Here is a 17,302-nt window from a genome sequence, read left to right on the forward strand (position 1 = left end):
TCGGAACGGATCAGGCGAAGGGCCTGCTCCGACCGGCCGCATCGAACAAGGTGAGATTGAGCGGGTCGCGCGATCCGTCCGGCATCTCCATGCCGGGTGATCCACGCGGCATGCCCGGCGCTGCGATCCCGATGACGCCCTTTGGCCGCGCGGCGAGCAGGCGCTGGATCGCGGCGGCCGGGACATGTCCTTCCACAACCAGCCCGCCGACGACGGTGGTGTGGCAGCTGGCGAGCGCCTCGGGCACCTTCAGCCGCTGCTTGACCGCACCCATGTCGGCATCGCGGACATTCACGGTGAAACCCGCCTTGCGCATCGCTGCCGCCCACTTGTGGCAGCAGCCGCAGCCGGGATCGCGGAAGGTCGTCATCGTCGGCCTGGTCGCGGCCCGGAGCGGACCGCCGGCAAGCACAAGAGCGCTGCCGCAAGCGGCGGCGGCAAGAAATGTTCGGCGATCGGGCATGTGGGTCATTTCCGCATCATGACCTCGCGTGGCCTGCTCGTCCATGAACGAGCTTACTCGTCCTCGTCGTCCTCGTAGCCGACGAGGTTGAGTTCGCGCGACTTGATCTGGCGGGTCATGCACCAGTGCATCAGCGCATCCTCGCGCCCGTGGGTGATCCACACTTCCTTGGGCCGGATCTCGAGGATGGTGTCGGTGAGCTCGCCCCAGTCGGCATGGTCGGAGATGATCAGCGGCAGCTCGACATTCTTCTGCCGTGCGCGCTGGCGGATCCGCATCCACCCGCTGGCGGCCGATGTGATCGGATCGGGCAGGCGCCTGCTCCAGCGATCGTTGAGTGCGCCCGGCGGGCAGAGGACGAGGTGGCCCATCATCTCCTTCTTGTCGGTGCCGGCGACGAGCCGCAGCTCGCCGAGGTCGATCCCCTGTTCCTGGTAGAGGTTGCACAAGCGCTCCAGTGCGCCGTGAAGATAGATGGGCCGGTGATGCCCGCGCCGCCGGACCTCGGCGATCACCCGCTGCGCCTTGCCGAGCGCATAGGCGCCGACCAGCACGCAGCGATCGGGATTGTCCGCCAGCCGGACGAGGAGCTTGTCGATCTCGCTCCCGGTCTCGGGATGGTGGAACACCGGGAGGCCGAAGGTCGCCTCGGTGATGAAGATGTCGCACTTGACCGGCAGGAAGGGCTCGCAGGTGGGATCAGGCCGGCGCTTGTAGTCGCCCGACACCACGACCCGCTCCCCATTCCAGTCGAGGATGATCTGGGCCGAGCCGAGCACATGGCCGGCGGGAACGAAGGTAATCTCGACCTCGCCGACGGTGACGCTCTGCCCGTAGGCGACCTCGCAGCCATTCTGCTCGCCGTAGCGGACCCCCATGATCGCCAGCGTTTCGGGAGTCGCCCAGACCGTGCCATGACCGCCACGGGCGTGATCGGCGTGGCCGTGGGTGACCAGAGCGCGCTCCTTTGGCTGCGACGGATCGACCCAGGCGTCGGCAGGACGCACGTAGATGCCTTCGGGGAAGGGTTCGATCCAGGAACCGAGACGGGCCATGCGGGCTTATACGGGGATGACAGGCGGACGGTTCCGCCACCATAACGTTCAAGAGGATGGCAACATGGCCGAAGGCAGCGACGTCAGTTATTGGTCCCTGGTCACCATCGTGGGGCCGATCGTCCTGCTGGCGGTGCTGATCTGGGTGTTTGCCAAGAACCGCAAGAGCAAGATCGATCCCGAAGTGACCGAGCGCGCGACCCGCGAGAATTACGCCGCCGAGCAGCGCGAGCATGAGCGTGACGGTCACAGCGGCCTCTGAGCACGGCTGACCTCCCCACGGTCGTTGCCGACTGGTTCGCGCAACGTGGCTGGCGACCGCGCCGGCACCAGCTCGAGATGCTCGAGCGGGCGCGGGCCGGCCGTCATGCGCTGCTGGTTGCGGGGACCGGGGCGGGCAAGACGCTCGCGGGCTTCCTGCCCACCATCTGCGACCTTGCCGACAAGCCGGCCGAGGGGCTCCACACGCTCTACATCTCGCCGCTCAAGGCGCTCGCGGTCGACGTCCAGCGCAACCTGCTCGATCCGATTGGCGAGATGGGGCTTCCGATCCGGGTGGAGACCCGCACCGGCGACACGCCCTCCGACCGCAAGGCACGGCAGCGGGCAAAGCCGCCGCAGGTGCTGCTGACGACGCCCGAGAGCCTGTCGCTCCTCCTCTCCTATCCCGACAGCTTCCAGATGTTCGCGGGGTTGAGGACCATCGTCCTCGACGAAATTCATGCCTTCGCCCGCGACAAGCGCGGCGACCTCCTTGCACTCGCCCTCGCGCGCCTGCAGCGGATCGCGCCCGATCTCCGGCGGGTGGGGCTTTCGGCGACGGTCGCCGATTCGGAGGCCTACAAGGGCTGGCTCGCTCCCGATGCCGACATCGAGGCGGTCGATCTCGTGGAGGGGGAGCCCGGAGCCGAGCCGGTGCTCGACATCCTCCTGCCGGAAAATCGCGTGCCCTGGTCGGGCCACTCGGGCCGCTATGCCGCCAAGCAGGTGATGGCGGAGATCGAGAAGCATCGCACCACCCTCGTCTTCTGCAACACCCGCGGCCTTGCCGAGCTCATCTTCCAGGATCTGTGGAAGGTGAACGGGCAGAGCCTGCCGATCGGCGTCCATCACGGGAGCCTTGCGCTCGAGGCGCGGCGCAAGGTCGAGGCGGCGATGGCCGAGGGCCGTCTGCGGGCGCTGGTCTGCACTTCCAGTCTCGACCTCGGGATCGACTGGGGCGATGTCGAGCTGGTCATCCAGATGGGCGCGCCCAAGGGCAGCTCGCGGCTGTTGCAGCGGATCGGGCGCGCCAACCACCGCCTCGACGAGCCCAGCCACGGGACGATCGTGCCGGGCAACCGCTTCGAATATCTCGAGGCCCGCGCGGCTCTCGACGCGGTCGACGCGCGCGAGCTCGACCCCGAGATCTTCCGCCCCGGAACGCTCGACACCCTCGCCCAGCATATTCTCGCCTGCGCCTGCGCCGCGCCGTTCGAACAGGGCGAACTGCTCGCCGAAATCCGGTCCGCAGCGCCCTATGCGGGGCTAAGTGACGAGCTGTTCGGGACCGTCCTCGCCTACATCGCGACCGGCGGCTACGCCCTTCGCGCGTATGACAAGTTCCGCCGGCTGGTCGAGGACAGCCCGGGGCACTGGCGCATCACCAAGCCCAATGTCGCCGTCCAGCACCGGATGAACGCGGGAATCATCGTCGACAATCCGATGCTCGACGTGCGGTTCAAGAACGGGCGTATGCTCGGCCGGATCGAGGAAGGCTTCGCTTCCACCCTGACTGTCGGCGACCATGTCTTTTTCGCCGGCCTCAGCCTGGAGGTGCTGCAGTTCAAGGACAGCGACATCCTCGTCCAGGCCTCGAAGAAGGAAGCACGGCTGGTTACCTACGGCGGCCAGCGGATGAGCATGACCACCCACCTCGCCGACCGGGTGAAGGGCTTCCTCGCCAGCCCCGACGAGTGGCACCGCTTCCCCGACGACGTCCGCGAGTGGCTCGAGGTGCAGCAGCGCCGCTCGCGCCTGCCGCAGCCCGACGAATTGCTGGTCGAGACCTTCCCGCACGAGGGCCGCCATTTCCTCGTCATGTACAGCTTCGAGGGCTGGAACGCGCACCAGAGCCTCGGCATGCTGGTGACCAAGCGGATGGAGAAGATGGGGCTGAAGCCCTTGGGCTTCGTTGCCAACGACTATGCGCTGTCGGTCTACGGGCTCGAGCCGATCGGTGACCCCGCGCCCCTGCTCTCCCCCGACATCCTCGAAGGCGAATTCGTCGAGTGGGTCGAGCAGTCGATGCTGCTGAAGCGCGCCTTCCGCGAGGTGGCGGTGATCGGCGGGCTGGTCGAACGCCAGCACCCGGGCAAGCGGAAGACCGGCAAGCAGGTCAGCTTCTCGACCGACCTCATCTACGACGTGCTGCGCAAATATGAGCCCGAGCACCTGCTGATGCGCGCCGCTTGGGACGACGCGCGTGCCCGGATGACCGAGCTCGGGCGACTTGCCCGGCTGGTCGAACGGGCGGCGGCGCAGATGGTCCATGTCGACCTTTCCCGCGTGACCCCGATGGCCGTCCCCTTGATGGTCGTCATTGGACGCGAAGCGCTGCCGAGCGGCTCGGGCGCAGAAGATGCGCTGCTGATGGAGGCCGAGGAAGTGCTGGCCGAGCTGGCGATGCGCGAGGACTAGTTTCCCGCGAAGGCAGTGAGGCAGAGCGGAAGAACTGGGCTCCTGCTTTCGCAGGAGAACGGCTAAGTCATCCGCCATGCGATTGATTCTTCCCGCTCTTCTCCTCGCCCCCGCTCTCGCCGCCTGCTCGGTCGCGAGCACGGCGGTCGATGTCGTCACCCTGCCGGTCAAGGTGGTCAGCAAGGGCGTCGACCTTGCCACCACCAGCCAGTCGGAGGCCGACGAGAAGCGCGGCCGCGCCATCCGCGAGGAAGAGGAGCGGCTCGGTCGCGAGCGACGCCTGCTCGAGGAGCGCTGCCGCAAGGGCCGCCCCCTCGCCACCGACGATTGCCGCCTCGTCACTCCGCGCTAGGCGAGGCGATGCGCTACTTTCTCGATTGCGAATATGACGGCTTCGGCGGGCCGCTGCTGACGCTCGCGCTCGTTCCCGAGGACGGGAGCGAGGAATATTATGCCGTGCTCGATCATGCGCGCCCGCTGACCGACTGGGTCGAGCGCCATGTTGCGCCCTACTTCGACCATGTGCCGGCAATGCTCAGGCGCGAGCCGCAACCCGCCGCCGATGTCGCCCGCGACCTTTCGGCCTGGCTGGCCGGCCTCAGCGAGGTGGAGATCGTCGCCGACTGGCCCGAGGACCTCGCTCTCTTCTGCCGATTGCTGGTGACCGGCAACGGCGAGGTGGTCGACATGCCGCCGCTCTCTCTGCGCTGGCTGCGGACGCCCGGCTTCTCGACCGCCCGCAACAGCGCCGTGCCGCATAATGCCCTCCACGATGCGCGGGCACTGCGCGACCATGTCGTTTCCCACTTGGATTGAGGCGCCGGCTGGGGCAGTGGCGATCGGGATGGTTCCCCTTTCGTTCGCTGGCCACGACTTTCTCGCCGATCCGCAGGGTGCCCTGTGGTGGCCCGCGCGGCGCGCGCTGCTGGTCGCCGACCTGCACCTCGAGAAGGCGAGCTGGTACGCCCGGCTCGGCCAGTTCCTGCCCCCCTACGACAGCCAAGCAACGCTCGCCGCGCTGACCGAGATCGTCGATCGCACCGGTGCAGAGGCGCTTTACTGCCTTGGCGACAGCTTCCACGACCGCTTCGGCTGCGATCGCCTGCCAGAAGCCGCGCGCGCGATGCTCCTCGACCTCACCGGACGGCTCGACTGGTCCTGGATCCTCGGCAACCACGATCCGGGCTTCGCCGACCATTGCGGCGGGACGCTGATGGAGGAAGCACTGGTCGACGGGATCGTCCTCAGGCACGAGGCCGACCCGGCCGACCCCCGGCCCGAGATGTCGGGCCATTACCATCCCAAGCTCCGTCTCCAGCTGCGCGGCAAGCAGGTCAGCCGCCGCTGCTTCGTCGCCTCGCCGAGCAAGCTCATCTTCCCCGCGTTCGGCGCGCTAACCGGCGGGCTCGATGCGGGGCACAAGGAGATCATGCGCAAGGTCGGCACCCCCGCCGCCGCGCTGATCCCGGTCAAGGAACGGCTGCTGCGCTTCCCGCTGGCGGCCTAGGCCAGCTCACCTTTCATCAGGCCGCGAAGCATGTTGCCGAGGTGAAACCCGCCGGCGAGGTCGGCTTGCGTCAGGTCCGCCTCGCGTGCCCGCCCTTCGCCGATCAGCTTGTCGCGCAGCACTCCGGCCAGCAGTCCGCGCTTTAGCGGCGGAGTCAGCAGCATTCCGTCGCGTTCGACGAACACCGAGGTGAAGCTGCCCTCGGTCAGCCAGCCCTCGGGATCGGCGAAGATCACCTCGTCGGCGCCGCTCGCCAGACGCGCCTCGTCGTAGAAGGCGCGGTCCGTGGTCTTGAAGCGAAGGCGGAAGTCGTCGTTCGGCACCGGAAGCGGCACCACCCGCACCTGCAGCGGCCGCGCCGCGCATTCAGGTAGCGGCCGCACCTCGACCGCCATCGTTCCGGTCGGAGAGAGCAACAACCGCGCCGCAGCCGCCGAACGGCGGTTGAATGTCGCCGCCTGCAATTCATTGCGCGCGGCATGCCGGTCGAAGCTGAAGCCGAGCGCTCCTGCCGAATCCTTCAGCCGGTCGAGATGCCGGTCGAGTTCCACCAGTCCATCGTGCGGATCGAAGCGCATGGTTTCGATGAGATCGACGGCAGGCTGGTCTCGGGTCACGAACGCTCCCTTGGAAAGGCACTCCTGCCATTCATCGCGGGATGCCGAGTCGACGACAAGTCCCGATCCGAGCCCAAGCCTTGCCGATTTGGCTCCTTGCGCGAGCTCGAGCGTCCGGATCAGCACACTGAAGGCCGCGTCGCCGCCGGGCTCGATCCAGCCGGCAGCACCGCAATAGGCGCTACGCGGCTCCGGCTCGAGCCGGCGGAGCGCCGTCATCGCCGCCACCTTGGGCGCACCGGTCACCGAGCCGCAGGGGAAGATGGTGCGCAGCACGTCGACCGCGTCGAGGCCTTCGCGGAGCCGGGCCGTCACCCGGCTGACCATCTGGGTGACGGTCGGATAGCGCTCGATCGCGAACAGCTCGGGTACCGCGACGCTGCCCGTCTCGGCGACCCGCGCTAGATCGTTGCGGAGCAGGTCGACGATCATGAGGTTCTCGGCCCTGCTCTTGGCATCGTTCGTGAGAAGCTCGTCGGGTGCATGAGGGGCGGCGGTACCCTTCATCGGACGTGCCTCGATCTCGCCGTCGCGGATGCGGAAGAACTGCTCGGGGCTGAGCGAGACCAGCCAGCCATCGGGATGACGGATAAGCGCGCCCCATCCCGCCCCGCCCGCCGAACGCAGCCGGGCGTAGAGCGCCGCCGGATTCCCCACGACCGGGACGTCGCAAGGAAAGGTCAGGTTCGCCTGGTAGAAGTCGCCTGCCAGCAGATGCTCGCGCACCTCCGCCGCGGCATCGAGATAGGCTTTCAGGCTGGTCCGCGGACGCGGCTGGCCGACGAATGCTCCCGCAGCGTCGGGCAGCAGCATCGCTGCTTCGACGCTTTCGAAGCGGTCGAACAGCCCGAACCAGAGCAGCGGCCCGTCACCCGACCGGGCCACGGCGGCAAGCGCCGGGTCGAGCGCATAGCCGGCCTCGTAGGCGAGAAAGCCCGCGGCATGGACGCCGCCGCGCACCGCCGCCTGCAACCGCTCGAGCGCGGGCTGGACTTCCTCCATCCGGTCGGCCCGGATTTCCGCTGCCGGATCGGCGTAGCACCGCGCCATGCCCCCCGGCCGCGCGTCGTCGAACAGGAGAAATGGCTTCGTCACGCTCCCGCATTGCCGCCAAGGCAGGGGCTTCGTAAAGTCATGCCCATGCGCTTCATCCTTGCCGGCCTCGCCGCTGCTCTTCTCGCCACTCCCGCCACCGCCCAGGACATCGATCCCGCCGTGCAGAAGAGGATCGACCGGATCCTCAAGCGGACCCCGCTGATCGATGGCCACAACGACCTTCCCTGGGCACTTCGGGAGGACCATGGAAGCAAGACCGAGGGGCTGGCGAGCGGCACCGACGGCTGGAAGCCGCCGCTGATGACCGACATGGCTAGGCTTCGCACGGGGCGCGTCGGCGGCCAGTTCTGGTCGGTCTACATCGAGGGCACCACGCTCGGCGACGAGGCGATCCGGACTACGCTCGAGCAGATCGACACCGCCCACCGGATCATCGCCGCCTATCCGAAAGACCTTCGCTTCGCCCGCACCGCCGACGAGATGGAAGCCGCGCACAAGGCCGGACGGATCGGCTCGATGCTCGGGATCGAGGGTGGGCGCCAGATCGGCGGGTCCATGGCTGCGCTCCGCCGCTTCTACGACCTCGGCGCGCGCTACATGACGCTGACCCACAACCAGACGACCGAGTGGGCCGACGCCGGCACCGACGAGCCCAAGTATGACGGGCTGTCGCCATTCGGCACCGAGGTGGTCAAGGAGATGAACCGCCTCGGCATGCTGGTCGACCTCAGCCATGTCGGCCCGGCGACGATGAAGGACGCGATCGCGGCCTCGCGCGCGCCGGTCATCTTCTCCCATTCGAGCGCCGGCGGCGTGAACCCGCACCCGCGCAACGTGCCCGACGACGTGCTTCGCCTGCTCCCGGCCAACGGCGGGGTGGTCATGGTGACCTGGGTGCCGAGCTTCGTCAGCCCCGCCATGTGGAAGTGGGATGGCGAGTTCGCCGCCGCCGAGGCCCGCCTCAAGACCTTCAACCGGACCAGCAAGGCCGACGTTGAGAAGGGCATGACGGCCTGGGTCGCCGCCAATCCGCGGCCGGTGGTCGGGGTCAAGGACGTCGCGGACCATATCGACCATGTCGTCAGGGTCGCGGGGATCGATCATGTCGGGATCGGCGGCGACCTCGACGGCATTCCGCGTACGCCGGTCGGGCTGGAGGGCGTCGAGGCCTATCCGCGCCTGTTCGCCGAGCTGATCCGTCGCGGCTGGAATGACCGCGACCTTGCCAAGCTGGCTGGCGGAAACGTGCTTCGCGCGCTTCGCGGCGCCGAGGCGACCGCCCGGTCGATGAAGGACGTTCCGCCGTCGATGGCGGTGCTCGCGCCGGCCTCGAACGCTACTCGTTGAATTTGGGGGAGAGAAGATGACCAACCGGATCCTGCTGGCGCTTGCCGCCACCTCCGCCTTGTCGGCGCTTCCCGCCGCCGCCCAGCAGCCTACCGGATCGGTGCCGAAGCCGGCCGCGCTCACCGTCCAGGGCATCCCGCAGGTCTCACCCGAGCTCGCAGCCCGGACCCGGCCCTACATGGAGCTTCGCTCGGCTTCCTTTGCCGGGTGGAACGCGCGCGACCGCTCGATGCTGATCCGCACCCGGTTCGGCAATGTGCCCCAGCTCCACCGGGTCGCGGGGCCGATGATGGACCGCCACCAGATCACCTTCGAGGCCGAGCCCGTCGGTGGCAGCTGGGCGCCGTCGGGCGACGTTCTCGCCCTCCAGAAGGATCGCGGCGGTGACGAATTCTTCCAGCTCTACCGGCTCGACGCGGGTCGGCTGACCCTCCTCACCGACGGCAAGAGCCGCAACAATCTCGGCAGCTGGAGCAAGGACGGCAAGCTGCTCTCCTACAGCTCGACCCGCCGCAACGGCGCCGACACCGACCTCTATGTCATGGACCCGCGCGATCCCCGGACCGACCGGCTGGTCGCCGAGGTCAAGGGCGGCGGCTGGGGGATCGCCGCCTTCGCGCCGGGCAACCAGCGCGCCCTGGTGCTGAACTACCAGCAGGTCACCAACAGCGATCCCTACATCCTCGACCTGGCGACGCGGCAGATGACGCCGATCGGCGACCTCAAGAAGGACATCGCCTATGGCGGTGCCGAGTTCGCGCCGAACGGCACCCTGTGGGTGCTGTCGGACGAGGACAGCGACACGCAGCGGCTCGGCCGGCTGGATCCGGCGACCGGCCGCTTCACCCCCGCGGTGAACGCCGGCCGCTGGGATATCGAGAGCTTCGACCTGTCCGACGACGGCCGAACCATCGCTTACTTCACCAACGAGGCAGGCATCAGCCGCCTCTACCTGCTTGATACCGCCAGCGGGCGGTCACGCCCGGTAACCACCCTCCCGGTCGGGGTGGCCGGGGGGCTCGAATGGTCGCCTTGGGGCGAGCTCGGCTTCACCTTCAATTCGGCCCAGGGCACCGCCGACGCCTGGTCGCTCAATCCCAGGACGGGCAAGCTGACGCGCTGGACGCAGAGCGAGACCGGCGGGCTCGACTTCTCGCGCAATCCGTCGGCGCAGCTGCTCGAGGTGAAGAGCTTCGATGGCGAACGTGTGTCGGGCTTCCTCTACCGGCCCGACCCCGCGCGCTTCCCCGGCAAGCGCCCGGTGATCGTCGACATCCATGGCGGGCCGGAGGGGCAGGAGCGGCCCGGTTTCATGGGGCGCGACAACTACCTCATCAACGAGCTGGGCATCGCCGTCTTCCTCCCCAACGTCCGTGGCTCGACCGGCTTCGGCAAGCGCTTCGTCAGCCTCGACAACGGACCCTTCAAGCGTGAGGATTCGGTCAAGGACATCGGCGCCTTCCTGACCGCGCTCAAGGCCGATCCGGCGATCGATGGCGCGCGCATGGCGGTGACCGGCGGAAGCTATGGCGGCTACATGTGCTACGCTTCAGCGATCCGCTACGCCGCCGACTTCAAGGGCGCGCTGTGCAACGTCGCCATCTCGAACTTCGTGACCTTCCTCCAGAACACGCAAAGCTATCGCCGCGACCTTCGCCGCGTCGAATATGGCGACGAGCGTGATCCCGCTCAGCGCGCCAAGCTCGAGGAGATCAGCCCGCTGCGCCGGATCGGGGAGATCAAGGCACCGATGTTCGTCGTCCAGGGCGCCAACGATCCGCGCGTGCCCAAGTCCGAGGCCGACCAGGTCGTCGCCGCGCTGAACGCGCGTCCCGGTGTGGCTCCGGCCTGGTACATGGTCGGCGAGAACGAAGGCCACGGATTCGGCAAGAAGGAGAATCAGGACTATCTGTTCTGGTCGACGCTGAACTTCTGGCAGCAGACCCTCCTCAAGTGAGCGAGACCGCCACTCCGCCGCTGCAGGCGATGGTCATCCCGGTGACCCCGCTGCAGCAGAACTGCACCCTCCTGTGGTGCACCGCGACCAAGCAGGCGGCGCTGTGCGACCCCGGCGGCGACCTTCCGAAGCTGCGTGCCGCCATCGCGCAGGCCGGGGTGACGGTCGAAAAGATCATCCTCACCCACGGCCACATCGACCATTGCGGGCAAGCCGGTCAGCTGGCGGCCGAGCTTGGCGTGCCGATCGAGGGTCCTCACCTCGACGACCTCTTCTGGATCGCGCGGCTGGCCGACGACGGCGCCTCCTACGGCATCGACGCCTCGCCGTTCGAGCCCGATCGCTGGCTGACCGACGGCGAGCAGGTGGCGGTCGGCAAGCTGGTCCTCGACGTCTACCACACGCCGGGCCACACCCCCGGCCACGTCATCTTCCACCATCCGCCGAGCGATCTCGCGCTGGTCGGCGACGTGCTGTTCGCCGGATCGATCGGGCGGACCGATTTCCCGCTGTCGGACCATCAGGCGCTGCTCGATTCGGTTCGCGACAAGCTCTGGCCGCTCGGCGGCGCCACCGTCTTCATCCCCGGCCATGGCCCGATGAGCAGCTTCGAGCGCGAACGGGCGGGCAATCCCTTCGTCGGCGATGCGGTGCTGGCCTAGCCGCTATCCCTTGCTTCCCCGCGCCATTCCGCTATAGGCCCACGCGTTCGCGACGAGCTTGTCGCCGCCTCCGGCCCTGCCCGGTGAGTTCGGCACAAGGGCGTCGCCTTCTTTTTTGACCGCAACAGCATAGAACAGGTGCCGCAATGGCCGTCCCCAAGAGAAAGACCTCGCCCTCGAAGCGCAACATGCGCCGCAGCCATCATGCGCTGACCCCGGCGAGCTTTCAGGAATGCCCGAACTGCGGCGAGCTGAAGCTTCCGCACAATCTCTGCCAGGCATGCGGCCACTATAACGGCCGCGAGATCGTCGCGACCGAAGCCTAAGCGAGCTTCGCTTAGTGAACCGCAGTTCGCCCCGCGCCGCCTCGCTGAGCGCACCGCGGATTGCAGTGGATGCCATGGGTGGCGACGGCGGCCCGGCAGCAATGCTGGGCGGGATCGAGCGCGCCCTCAAGGTTGACCGCTCGCTTCGCTTCCTGATGTTTGGCGACGAGGCCGTGCTTCAGCCCGCGATCGAGCGGCTGAAGCTGCCTGCCGGCGCCGCGACCATCGTCCACGCCCCCGACCAGGTCGCCGGCGACGAGAAGCCGAGCCAGGCGCTGCGCCGCGCCCGGACCACTTCCATGGGCCTTGCGATCAACGCGGTGAAGGACGGCAGCGCCGATGCCGCGCTGTCGGCCGGCAACACCGGCGCGCTGATGGCCATGTCCAAGCTCGCGCTGCGGACCATGCCCGGGATCGACCGGCCGGCGCTGACCGCCTTGTTGCCGACGCTCGGTGCCCACGACTGCGTCATGCTCGACCTCGGCGCCAATACCGAGTGCGACGCGCAGAACCTCGTCCAGTTCGCGGTGATGGGCGCGGCCTATGCGCGGACCGTGCTCGGCCTCAAGCGGCCGCGGGTGAAGCTGCTCAACATCGGCACCGAGGAGCTCAAGGGCACCGGCGAGCTCAAGGACGCCGCCGCCATGCTCCGCGAGGCGGACTATCTGCCCCTGAAATTCGACGGCTTCACCGAGGGCGACCAGCTGTCGCGCGGCAATGTTGACGTGGTCGTGACCGACGGCTTTTCGGGCAATATCGCGCTCAAGACGGCCGAGGGCACCGCCCGCTTCGTCACCGATCTCCTTCGCCGCGCGTTTACATCGTCGATCCGGTCCAAGGCCGGTTTCGCCCTGTCCAAGCCGGCGCTGCACATGCTCAAGGTCCATCTCGACCCCAACAACCACAATGGCGCGGTCTTCCTCGGCCTCAACGGTCTGGTCGTGAAGAGCCATGGCGGCGCCAACACCAAGGGCGTCGCCAACGCGATCGCGGTCGCGGCCTCCATGGTTCGCAACGACATCATCCGTCAGGTCATGACCGACCTCGACGAATTCCGTGCCCACGCCTTTGCCGGAGCGAGTGCCCCAGAGTGACCCTTCGAAGCATCCTTCTCGGAGTGGGTTCGGCCCTGCCCAAGCGGCGAGTCGACAATGCGGAACTGGCGGCGCAGGTGGACACGTCCGACGAGTGGATCGTCGAGCGCACCGGGATCCGCACCCGCTACATCGCCGGCGACGGCGAGACGACCGCGACCCTCGCGACCGAAGCGGCTCGCAAGGCCCTTGCCCATGCCGGGCTCGCGCCGTCGGACATCGGCCTGATCGTCCTCGCCACCGCCACGCCCGACCAGACATTCCCGAGCTCGGCGACCAAGGTCCAGCACCTGCTCGGGATCAAGGACGCGATCGCGTTCGACGTCCACGCGGTCTGCACTGGCTTCCTCTACGCACTGACGGTGGCCGACTCGATGCTCCGCGGCGGCAATGCCAAGTCCGCGCTGGTGATCGGCGCCGAGACCTTCAGCCGAATCCTCGACTGGGAGGACCGCACCACCTGCGTCCTGTTCGGCGATGGCGCGGGCGCGGTCGTGCTGCGCGCCGAGGAGACCAGCCCGACCGACGAACGCGGGATCCTGGCCACCCAGCTCCATGCCGACGGCCAGTGGGGCGACATGCTCTACGTCGACGGCGGCCCCTCGACGACGGGCACGGTCGGCAAGCTCCGGATGAAGGGGCGCGAGGTCTTCCGCCATGCGGTGGTCAATCTCGCCCAGGTGCTCGGCGACGTGCTCGCCAAGGCCGGGCTTTCGACCGACGACGTCGACTGGGTCGTGCCGCACCAGGCCAATGCCCGGATCATCGACGCCACCGCGCGCAAGCTCGGGCTCGACCACGAACGGGTCGTGCTGACGGTCGATCGCCACGCCAATACCTCGGCCGCTTCGGTGCCCCTGGCGCTCGACGTCGCGGTTAAGGATGGCCGGATCAAGCGCGGCGACACTGTCGTGCTCGAGGCGATGGGCGGAGGCTTCACCTGGGGCGCCGCGGTACTTATCGTTTAACAATCGGACAAGGCGCCCTTTTGCCGCGAGAATTGTCGGTTTGCCGACAGCCCGCTTTGGGCTATGAACGCTGCGACAGGGCGGCTGGGGGCATGCCCTTAACAGGGCGGGAGTTTAGGATGGCCGACGCAGGCGTCCCGCGGGGCGGGCAATCGAGCGAGATGCACCAGGGCACGCTGACGCGCGCCGATCTTGGCGATGTCGTGCACCGAAAGCTTGGTCTCAGCAGGGCGGAATCGGCCTCGATGGTCGAGCGTCTGCTGCACCACATGTGCGCCGCGCTGGCGCATGGCGAGAACGTCAAGATCTCCGGCTTCGGAAGCTTCATCCTGCGCGACAAGGGGCAGCGGATCGGCCGCAATCCCAAGACCGGGGTCGAAGTGCCGATCGCGCCGCGCCGCGTCATGACCTTCCGCGCCAGCCAGATGATGCGCGATCGTATCGCGAACGACTGAGCCGATGACGGCCGGTGTGAAGGGGCCCGAGGCCTTCCGGACCATCGGCGAGGTCACGGCCGAACTCGGCATTGCCCAGCACATCCTGCGCTACTGGGAGACCAAGTTTCCCCAGCTCAAGCCGCTGCAGCGTGCCGGCGGCCGCCGCTACTACCGGCCCGAGGACGTCGCCCTGCTCCGCCAGATCGACCAGCTGCTCAATCGGCAGGGCTATACTGTGCGCGGGGTCCAGCAACTGCTCAAGAGCAAGGAGCCGATCCCCGAGCCCGAACCCGTCGCGGAAGACCTGCTCGGCGCGCTGAAAAGGGTCCGGGCGGAACTGGTCGAAGCGATCCGCTAGACGACGCTCCCCCTTGGGGGAGCCGTCACGAAGTGATTGAGGGGTTCTCGCCAGCCTCGATCACCCCTCCGTCGGCGCTGCGCGCGCCCACCACCCCCGCGGGGGAAGAGCGACTTCCCGCGACTCTCCCAACCGCCTCCTCCAGCGTCACCCGGCTCACCTGCACGCCGTCGGGAAAGGCCGTCAGCAGCCGGGACGGGCAAGCCGCCGAGAGGATCACGAATGTGCCCCGGTCGCCCTGGCGCCGGATCAGCCGCCCGAACGCCTGCGCCAGCCGCGCCTTGACGACCCGATCATCATAGGCGCTTCCGCCGCCCGCCAGCCGCCGCGCGGCGTGAAGCACCGTCGGCCGGGGCCATGGCACCCGCTCCATCACCACCAGCCGCAGCGACTCGCCCGGCACGTCGACCCCGTCGCGCAGCGCGTCGGTGCCGAGCAGGCTCGCCGCCGGGTCGGCGCGGAACATGTCGACCAGCGTGCCGGTGTCGATCGGATCGACATGCTGGGCGTAGAGCGGAAGCTGGTCGCGGGCGAGGCGGTCGGCGATCCGGGCATGCACCGCCTTCAGTCGCGAGATGGCGGTGAACAGTCCGAGCGTGCCCCCGCCCGCCGCCGCGACAAGCCGGGCATAGGCGTTGGCGAGCGCCGCCAAATCGCCCTGCCTGACGTCGGTGACCACGAGCACCTCGCTGCTCGCCGCATAGTCGAACGGGCTCGGCGCATGGAAGCTGAGGGCGGGCGCGGGCAGGTGGGTGGCGCCGGTGCGTCCCTCGGCGACGCTCCAGCCTTCCTCGCCCCCGCGCAGCGTCGCGCTGGTCACGAGGACGCCATGCGCCTGCTCGAGCACCGCCTTGGCCAGCGGCCGGGTCGGGTCGAGCCAGCGCCGCTGCAACCCGATGTCGAGCTCGCGTCCCTCGATCCGGTCGACATTGAGCCAGTCGACGAAGTCCGGGTCCGGAGCCCCGCCGACCCGGGCGAGCAGCTGGCCCCACGCCATTACCGCATTGCCGCGCCAGGTCAGGCCGGCGATCGCCCCCTCGACCCGCGCCCGGGCAGCTCCGTCGAGCCAGTCGGGAGCTTCGTCGAGCACGCTTTCGAGCCTCAGCCGGAGCGCGCTCAGCGGCCGCTGGAGTGCCTCCATCGCCTCGAGCGCCGCCGCCGCCGCGCCGACCAGCGCTCCGTCGGGCTCGGCCAGTTCGGTCTCGATCCCGTAGCCGGCATCCTCCGCCCGGGCCCGCGCGAGCACCGTTCCGCGCACCGCGGCGAAAAGGCCTTCGAGCGGTCCCCACGGATTGCCCTCGACCACCCGGCCGAGCCAGCCGTCGGCCGGCAGCTGCCCCGCGGCCTGGATCGCCGCGTCGAGCGCCGCCGCACCCTGGTCGTCGTAGGAGCAGACGTCCATCAGCCGCGCCGCGAGGCCGCGCCTCCGCCCCTTGCTGCTCCGCTCCGGACCGATGATCCAGCGCCTGAGTTCGATCGTCTCGGCGCCGGTCAGCGCCACCGCGAAGGTCGAGTCGGCGGCGTCGAACAGGTGGTGACCTTCGTCGAACACGATCCGCTCGAGCCCGCCCGCGAGCCGACCGCGCGCCGCGCTGACCATCACCAGCGCATGGTTGGCGATGACCAGGTCGGCGCCGCGGGCCGCGCGCTCGGCGCGCTCGATGAAGCATTTTCGATAGTGCGGGCAGCCCGCATAGACGCACTCGCCGCGGCGATCGGTGAGCGCGGTGGCACCCGCCCGGCGGAACAGGCTCGGCAGCCAGCCCGGCAGGTCGCCGCCGACCATGTCGCCGTCCTTGGTGTAGGCCGCCCAGCGACCGACCAGCTGCGCCAGCACCGCCGCTCGCCCCGAGAAGCTGCCCTGCATGGCGTCCTCGAGGTTGAGCAGGCAGAGATAATTTTCGCGGCCCTTGCGGACGACGATCCGCCGCTTTCGCTCGTCAGGATCGGCGATGATCCGCCGGCCTTCCGCGTCGAGCTGCCGCTGCAGCGCCTTGGTGAAGGTCGATACCCACACGGTGCCGCCCGCCTTCTCCGCCCACAGCGAAGCCGGCGCGAGATAGCCCAGCGTCTTTCCGATGCCCGTCCCCGCTTCGGCCAGCAACATGTTGGGAGAGTCGCGCCGGTCGCGCGGAGAGAAGGCGTGCGCGGCGGCGGCGGCGAAGGCCCGCTGTCCGTCGCGCTGCTCGGAGCCCGAGCCCGTCAGCAGGCGAAGCCGCGCTTCCGCTTCACCGTCACCAAGCCGGACCGCGCGCGGCGGCGGGCGCTCCGCCGCTTCCTCCCACTGCTCGAGCCGCGAGAAGAGCATCCGCTCGCCGCGATCGGGCTTGCGCAATCGCTGCCCGACCAGCCCGGCCCAACCCCAGCCAAGTCGCTGCAGGGTCATGTTCACGGTCCAGGCGCCCTCGCGCTCGGGCCACCCGTCGTTGCCGACGACTTCCAGCAGCCGCTCGGCGATCACCGGCAGCAGCGCCGCCGCGGCCGCATCGTCAGCCGGCTCCGCAAGCCCTAACCAGCCCGCGAAGCCGGCCACCGTCGGGACCACGAAGCGGGCCGGATGAACGAAGGCGAACAGTTCGAGAAGGTCGAGCCCACTGACCTCGGCAAAACCGAGCCGCTGGCCCGTCAGCGGAGCGTTCAGCAAAAGGTGCGGCGTGTCCGAAACGGCCCGGATCGCCTCGCCGCGCGACGCCTCGCGCACGCCGTCGCGCCCGACCAGCCAGATACCGGCATGGCTCGCGTGAAGCGCGGGAAGGAAGAAGGACGACGCCACTTG

17 protein-coding genes are annotated in these 17,302 nt (G+C 68.8%); 13 read left to right on the forward strand and 4 right to left on the reverse strand.

The features are described from left to right. Positions 1–10 precede the first annotated feature (10 nt). On the reverse strand, positions 11–370 hold the full coding sequence (locus tag ABD727_RS12955; RefSeq protein ID WP_344707803.1) for a DUF411 domain-containing protein: 360 nt from the start codon (positions 368–370) through the stop codon (positions 11–13). A gap of 146 nt (positions 371–516) precedes the next feature. Next, the gene (locus ABD727_RS12960) at positions 517–1,518 is read right to left on the reverse strand and encodes a ligase-associated DNA damage response exonuclease (protein WP_344707805.1); all 1,002 of its coding nucleotides are present in this window, start codon (positions 1,516–1,518) and stop codon (positions 517–519) included. Positions 1,519–1,582: 64 nt separating this feature from the next. Between ABD727_RS12960 and ABD727_RS12965 the strand changes: the two genes are divergently transcribed. The 5 genes from ABD727_RS12965 (at position 1,583) to pdeM (ending at position 5,704) form a co-directional block, all read left to right on the forward strand. Then, complete coding sequence (locus ABD727_RS12965) at positions 1,583–1,780, forward strand: hypothetical protein (protein WP_344707806.1); 198 nt, start codon at positions 1,583–1,585, stop codon at positions 1,778–1,780. Then, positions 1,777–4,197: a ligase-associated DNA damage response DEXH box helicase gene (locus ABD727_RS12970; protein WP_344708085.1), complete on the forward strand. Its 2,421-nt coding sequence runs from the start codon at positions 1,777–1,779 to the stop codon at positions 4,195–4,197. Before ABD727_RS12965 ends, ABD727_RS12970 begins: the two co-directional genes overlap by 4 nt. Before the next feature lie 76 nt (positions 4,198–4,273). Further along, positions 4,274–4,549, forward strand: coding sequence for a hypothetical protein (locus ABD727_RS12975; protein ID WP_344707807.1), 276 nt, complete (start codon positions 4,274–4,276; stop codon positions 4,547–4,549). A gap of 8 nt (positions 4,550–4,557) precedes the next feature. Next, positions 4,558–5,013 carry a 3'-5' exonuclease family protein gene (locus tag ABD727_RS12980; RefSeq protein ID WP_344707809.1) on the forward strand — a complete coding sequence of 152 codons (456 nt, stop codon included), beginning with the start codon at positions 4,558–4,560 and terminating at the stop codon, positions 5,011–5,013. 28 nt (positions 5,014–5,041) lie between these two features. Further along, the gene (gene pdeM / locus ABD727_RS12985) at positions 5,042–5,704 is read left to right on the forward strand and encodes a ligase-associated DNA damage response endonuclease PdeM (RefSeq protein WP_344707810.1); all 663 of its coding nucleotides are present in this window, start codon (positions 5,042–5,044) and stop codon (positions 5,702–5,704) included. Here pdeM and pabB read toward each other — a convergent pair. Continuing rightward, positions 5,701–7,416, reverse strand: a complete 1,716-nt coding sequence (pabB, locus tag ABD727_RS12990; protein ID WP_344707811.1) for an aminodeoxychorismate synthase component I — start codon at positions 7,414–7,416, stop codon at positions 5,701–5,703. The two genes, pdeM and pabB, sit on opposite strands and share 4 nt — an antisense overlap. 45 nt (positions 7,417–7,461) lie before the next feature. Here pabB and ABD727_RS12995 point away from each other — a divergent pair, with 45 nt between their 5' ends. The 8 genes from ABD727_RS12995 (at position 7,462) to ABD727_RS13030 (ending at position 14,526) form a co-directional block, all read left to right on the forward strand. Continuing rightward, entirely contained in the window at positions 7,462–8,724 is a 1,263-nt protein-coding gene (locus ABD727_RS12995) for a dipeptidase (RefSeq protein WP_344707812.1), read from the forward strand. A gap of 16 nt (positions 8,725–8,740) precedes the next feature. Further along, the gene (locus ABD727_RS13000; RefSeq protein WP_344707814.1) at positions 8,741–10,681 is read left to right on the forward strand and encodes a S9 family peptidase; all 1,941 of its coding nucleotides are present in this window, start codon (positions 8,741–8,743) and stop codon (positions 10,679–10,681) included. Positions 10,682–10,710: 29 nt separating this feature from the next. Further along, on the forward strand, positions 10,711–11,343 hold the full coding sequence (locus ABD727_RS13005) for an MBL fold metallo-hydrolase (RefSeq protein WP_344708086.1): 633 nt from the start codon (positions 10,711–10,713) through the stop codon (positions 11,341–11,343). Positions 11,344–11,489: 146 nt separating this feature from the next. Then, entirely contained in the window at positions 11,490–11,669 is a 180-nt protein-coding gene (gene rpmF / locus ABD727_RS13010) for a 50S ribosomal protein L32 (RefSeq protein ID WP_344707815.1), read from the forward strand. A gap of 44 nt (positions 11,670–11,713) precedes the next feature. Next, complete coding sequence (gene plsX / locus ABD727_RS13015) at positions 11,714–12,763, forward strand: phosphate acyltransferase PlsX (protein ID WP_344708087.1); 1,050 nt, start codon at positions 11,714–11,716, stop codon at positions 12,761–12,763. Next, the gene (locus tag ABD727_RS13020) at positions 12,760–13,731 is read left to right on the forward strand and encodes a beta-ketoacyl-ACP synthase III (protein WP_344707816.1); all 972 of its coding nucleotides are present in this window, start codon (positions 12,760–12,762) and stop codon (positions 13,729–13,731) included. Before plsX ends, ABD727_RS13020 begins: the two co-directional genes overlap by 4 nt. Before the next feature lie 119 nt (positions 13,732–13,850). After that, positions 13,851–14,186 carry an integration host factor subunit alpha gene (locus tag ABD727_RS13025; RefSeq protein ID WP_344707817.1) on the forward strand — a complete coding sequence of 112 codons (336 nt, stop codon included), beginning with the start codon at positions 13,851–13,853 and terminating at the stop codon, positions 14,184–14,186. Positions 14,187–14,190: 4 nt separating this feature from the next. Further along, positions 14,191–14,526: a MerR family transcriptional regulator gene (locus tag ABD727_RS13030; RefSeq protein WP_344707818.1), complete on the forward strand. Its 336-nt coding sequence runs from the start codon at positions 14,191–14,193 to the stop codon at positions 14,524–14,526. A gap of 25 nt (positions 14,527–14,551) precedes the next feature. On the opposite strand, the gene ABD727_RS13035 is transcribed toward ABD727_RS13030, so the two are convergent. Next, positions 14,552–17,299 carry an ATP-dependent DNA helicase gene (locus ABD727_RS13035; protein ID WP_344707819.1) on the reverse strand — a complete coding sequence of 916 codons (2,748 nt, stop codon included), beginning with the start codon at positions 17,297–17,299 and terminating at the stop codon, positions 14,552–14,554. Positions 17,300–17,302: the final 3 nt, after the last annotated feature.

Source organism: Sphingomonas swuensis (genome assembly GCF_039538045.1).
Taxonomy (GTDB): Bacteria; Pseudomonadota; Alphaproteobacteria; order Sphingomonadales; family Sphingomonadaceae; genus Sphingomicrobium; species Sphingomicrobium swuense.

Excerpts from the sequence above, each read along its gene's own strand:
- ABD727_RS12955 (WP_344707803.1), bottom strand. The coding sequence starts at position 370 with ATGACGACCTTCCGCGATCCCGGCTGCGGCTGCTGCCACAAGTGGGCG.
- ABD727_RS12960 (WP_344707805.1), bottom strand. The coding sequence starts at position 1,518 with ATGGCCCGTCTCGGTTCCTGGATCGAACCCTTCCCCGAAGGCATCTAC.
- ABD727_RS12965 (WP_344707806.1), top strand. The coding sequence starts at position 1,583 with ATGGCCGAAGGCAGCGACGTCAGTTATTGGTCCCTGGTCACCATCGTG.
- ABD727_RS12975 (WP_344707807.1), top strand. The coding sequence starts at position 4,274 with ATGCGATTGATTCTTCCCGCTCTTCTCCTCGCCCCCGCTCTCGCCGCC.
- ABD727_RS12980 (WP_344707809.1), top strand. The coding sequence starts at position 4,558 with ATGCGCTACTTTCTCGATTGCGAATATGACGGCTTCGGCGGGCCGCTG.
- pdeM (WP_344707810.1), top strand. The coding sequence starts at position 5,042 with ATGGTTCCCCTTTCGTTCGCTGGCCACGACTTTCTCGCCGATCCGCAG.
- ABD727_RS12995 (WP_344707812.1), top strand. The coding sequence starts at position 7,462 with ATGCGCTTCATCCTTGCCGGCCTCGCCGCTGCTCTTCTCGCCACTCCC.
- ABD727_RS13000 (WP_344707814.1), top strand. The coding sequence starts at position 8,741 with ATGACCAACCGGATCCTGCTGGCGCTTGCCGCCACCTCCGCCTTGTCG.
- ABD727_RS13005 (WP_344708086.1), top strand. The coding sequence starts at position 10,711 with ATGGTCATCCCGGTGACCCCGCTGCAGCAGAACTGCACCCTCCTGTGG.
- rpmF (WP_344707815.1), top strand. The coding sequence starts at position 11,490 with ATGGCCGTCCCCAAGAGAAAGACCTCGCCCTCGAAGCGCAACATGCGC.
- ABD727_RS13025 (WP_344707817.1), top strand. The coding sequence starts at position 13,851 with ATGGCCGACGCAGGCGTCCCGCGGGGCGGGCAATCGAGCGAGATGCAC.
- ABD727_RS13030 (WP_344707818.1), top strand. The coding sequence starts at position 14,191 with ATGACGGCCGGTGTGAAGGGGCCCGAGGCCTTCCGGACCATCGGCGAG.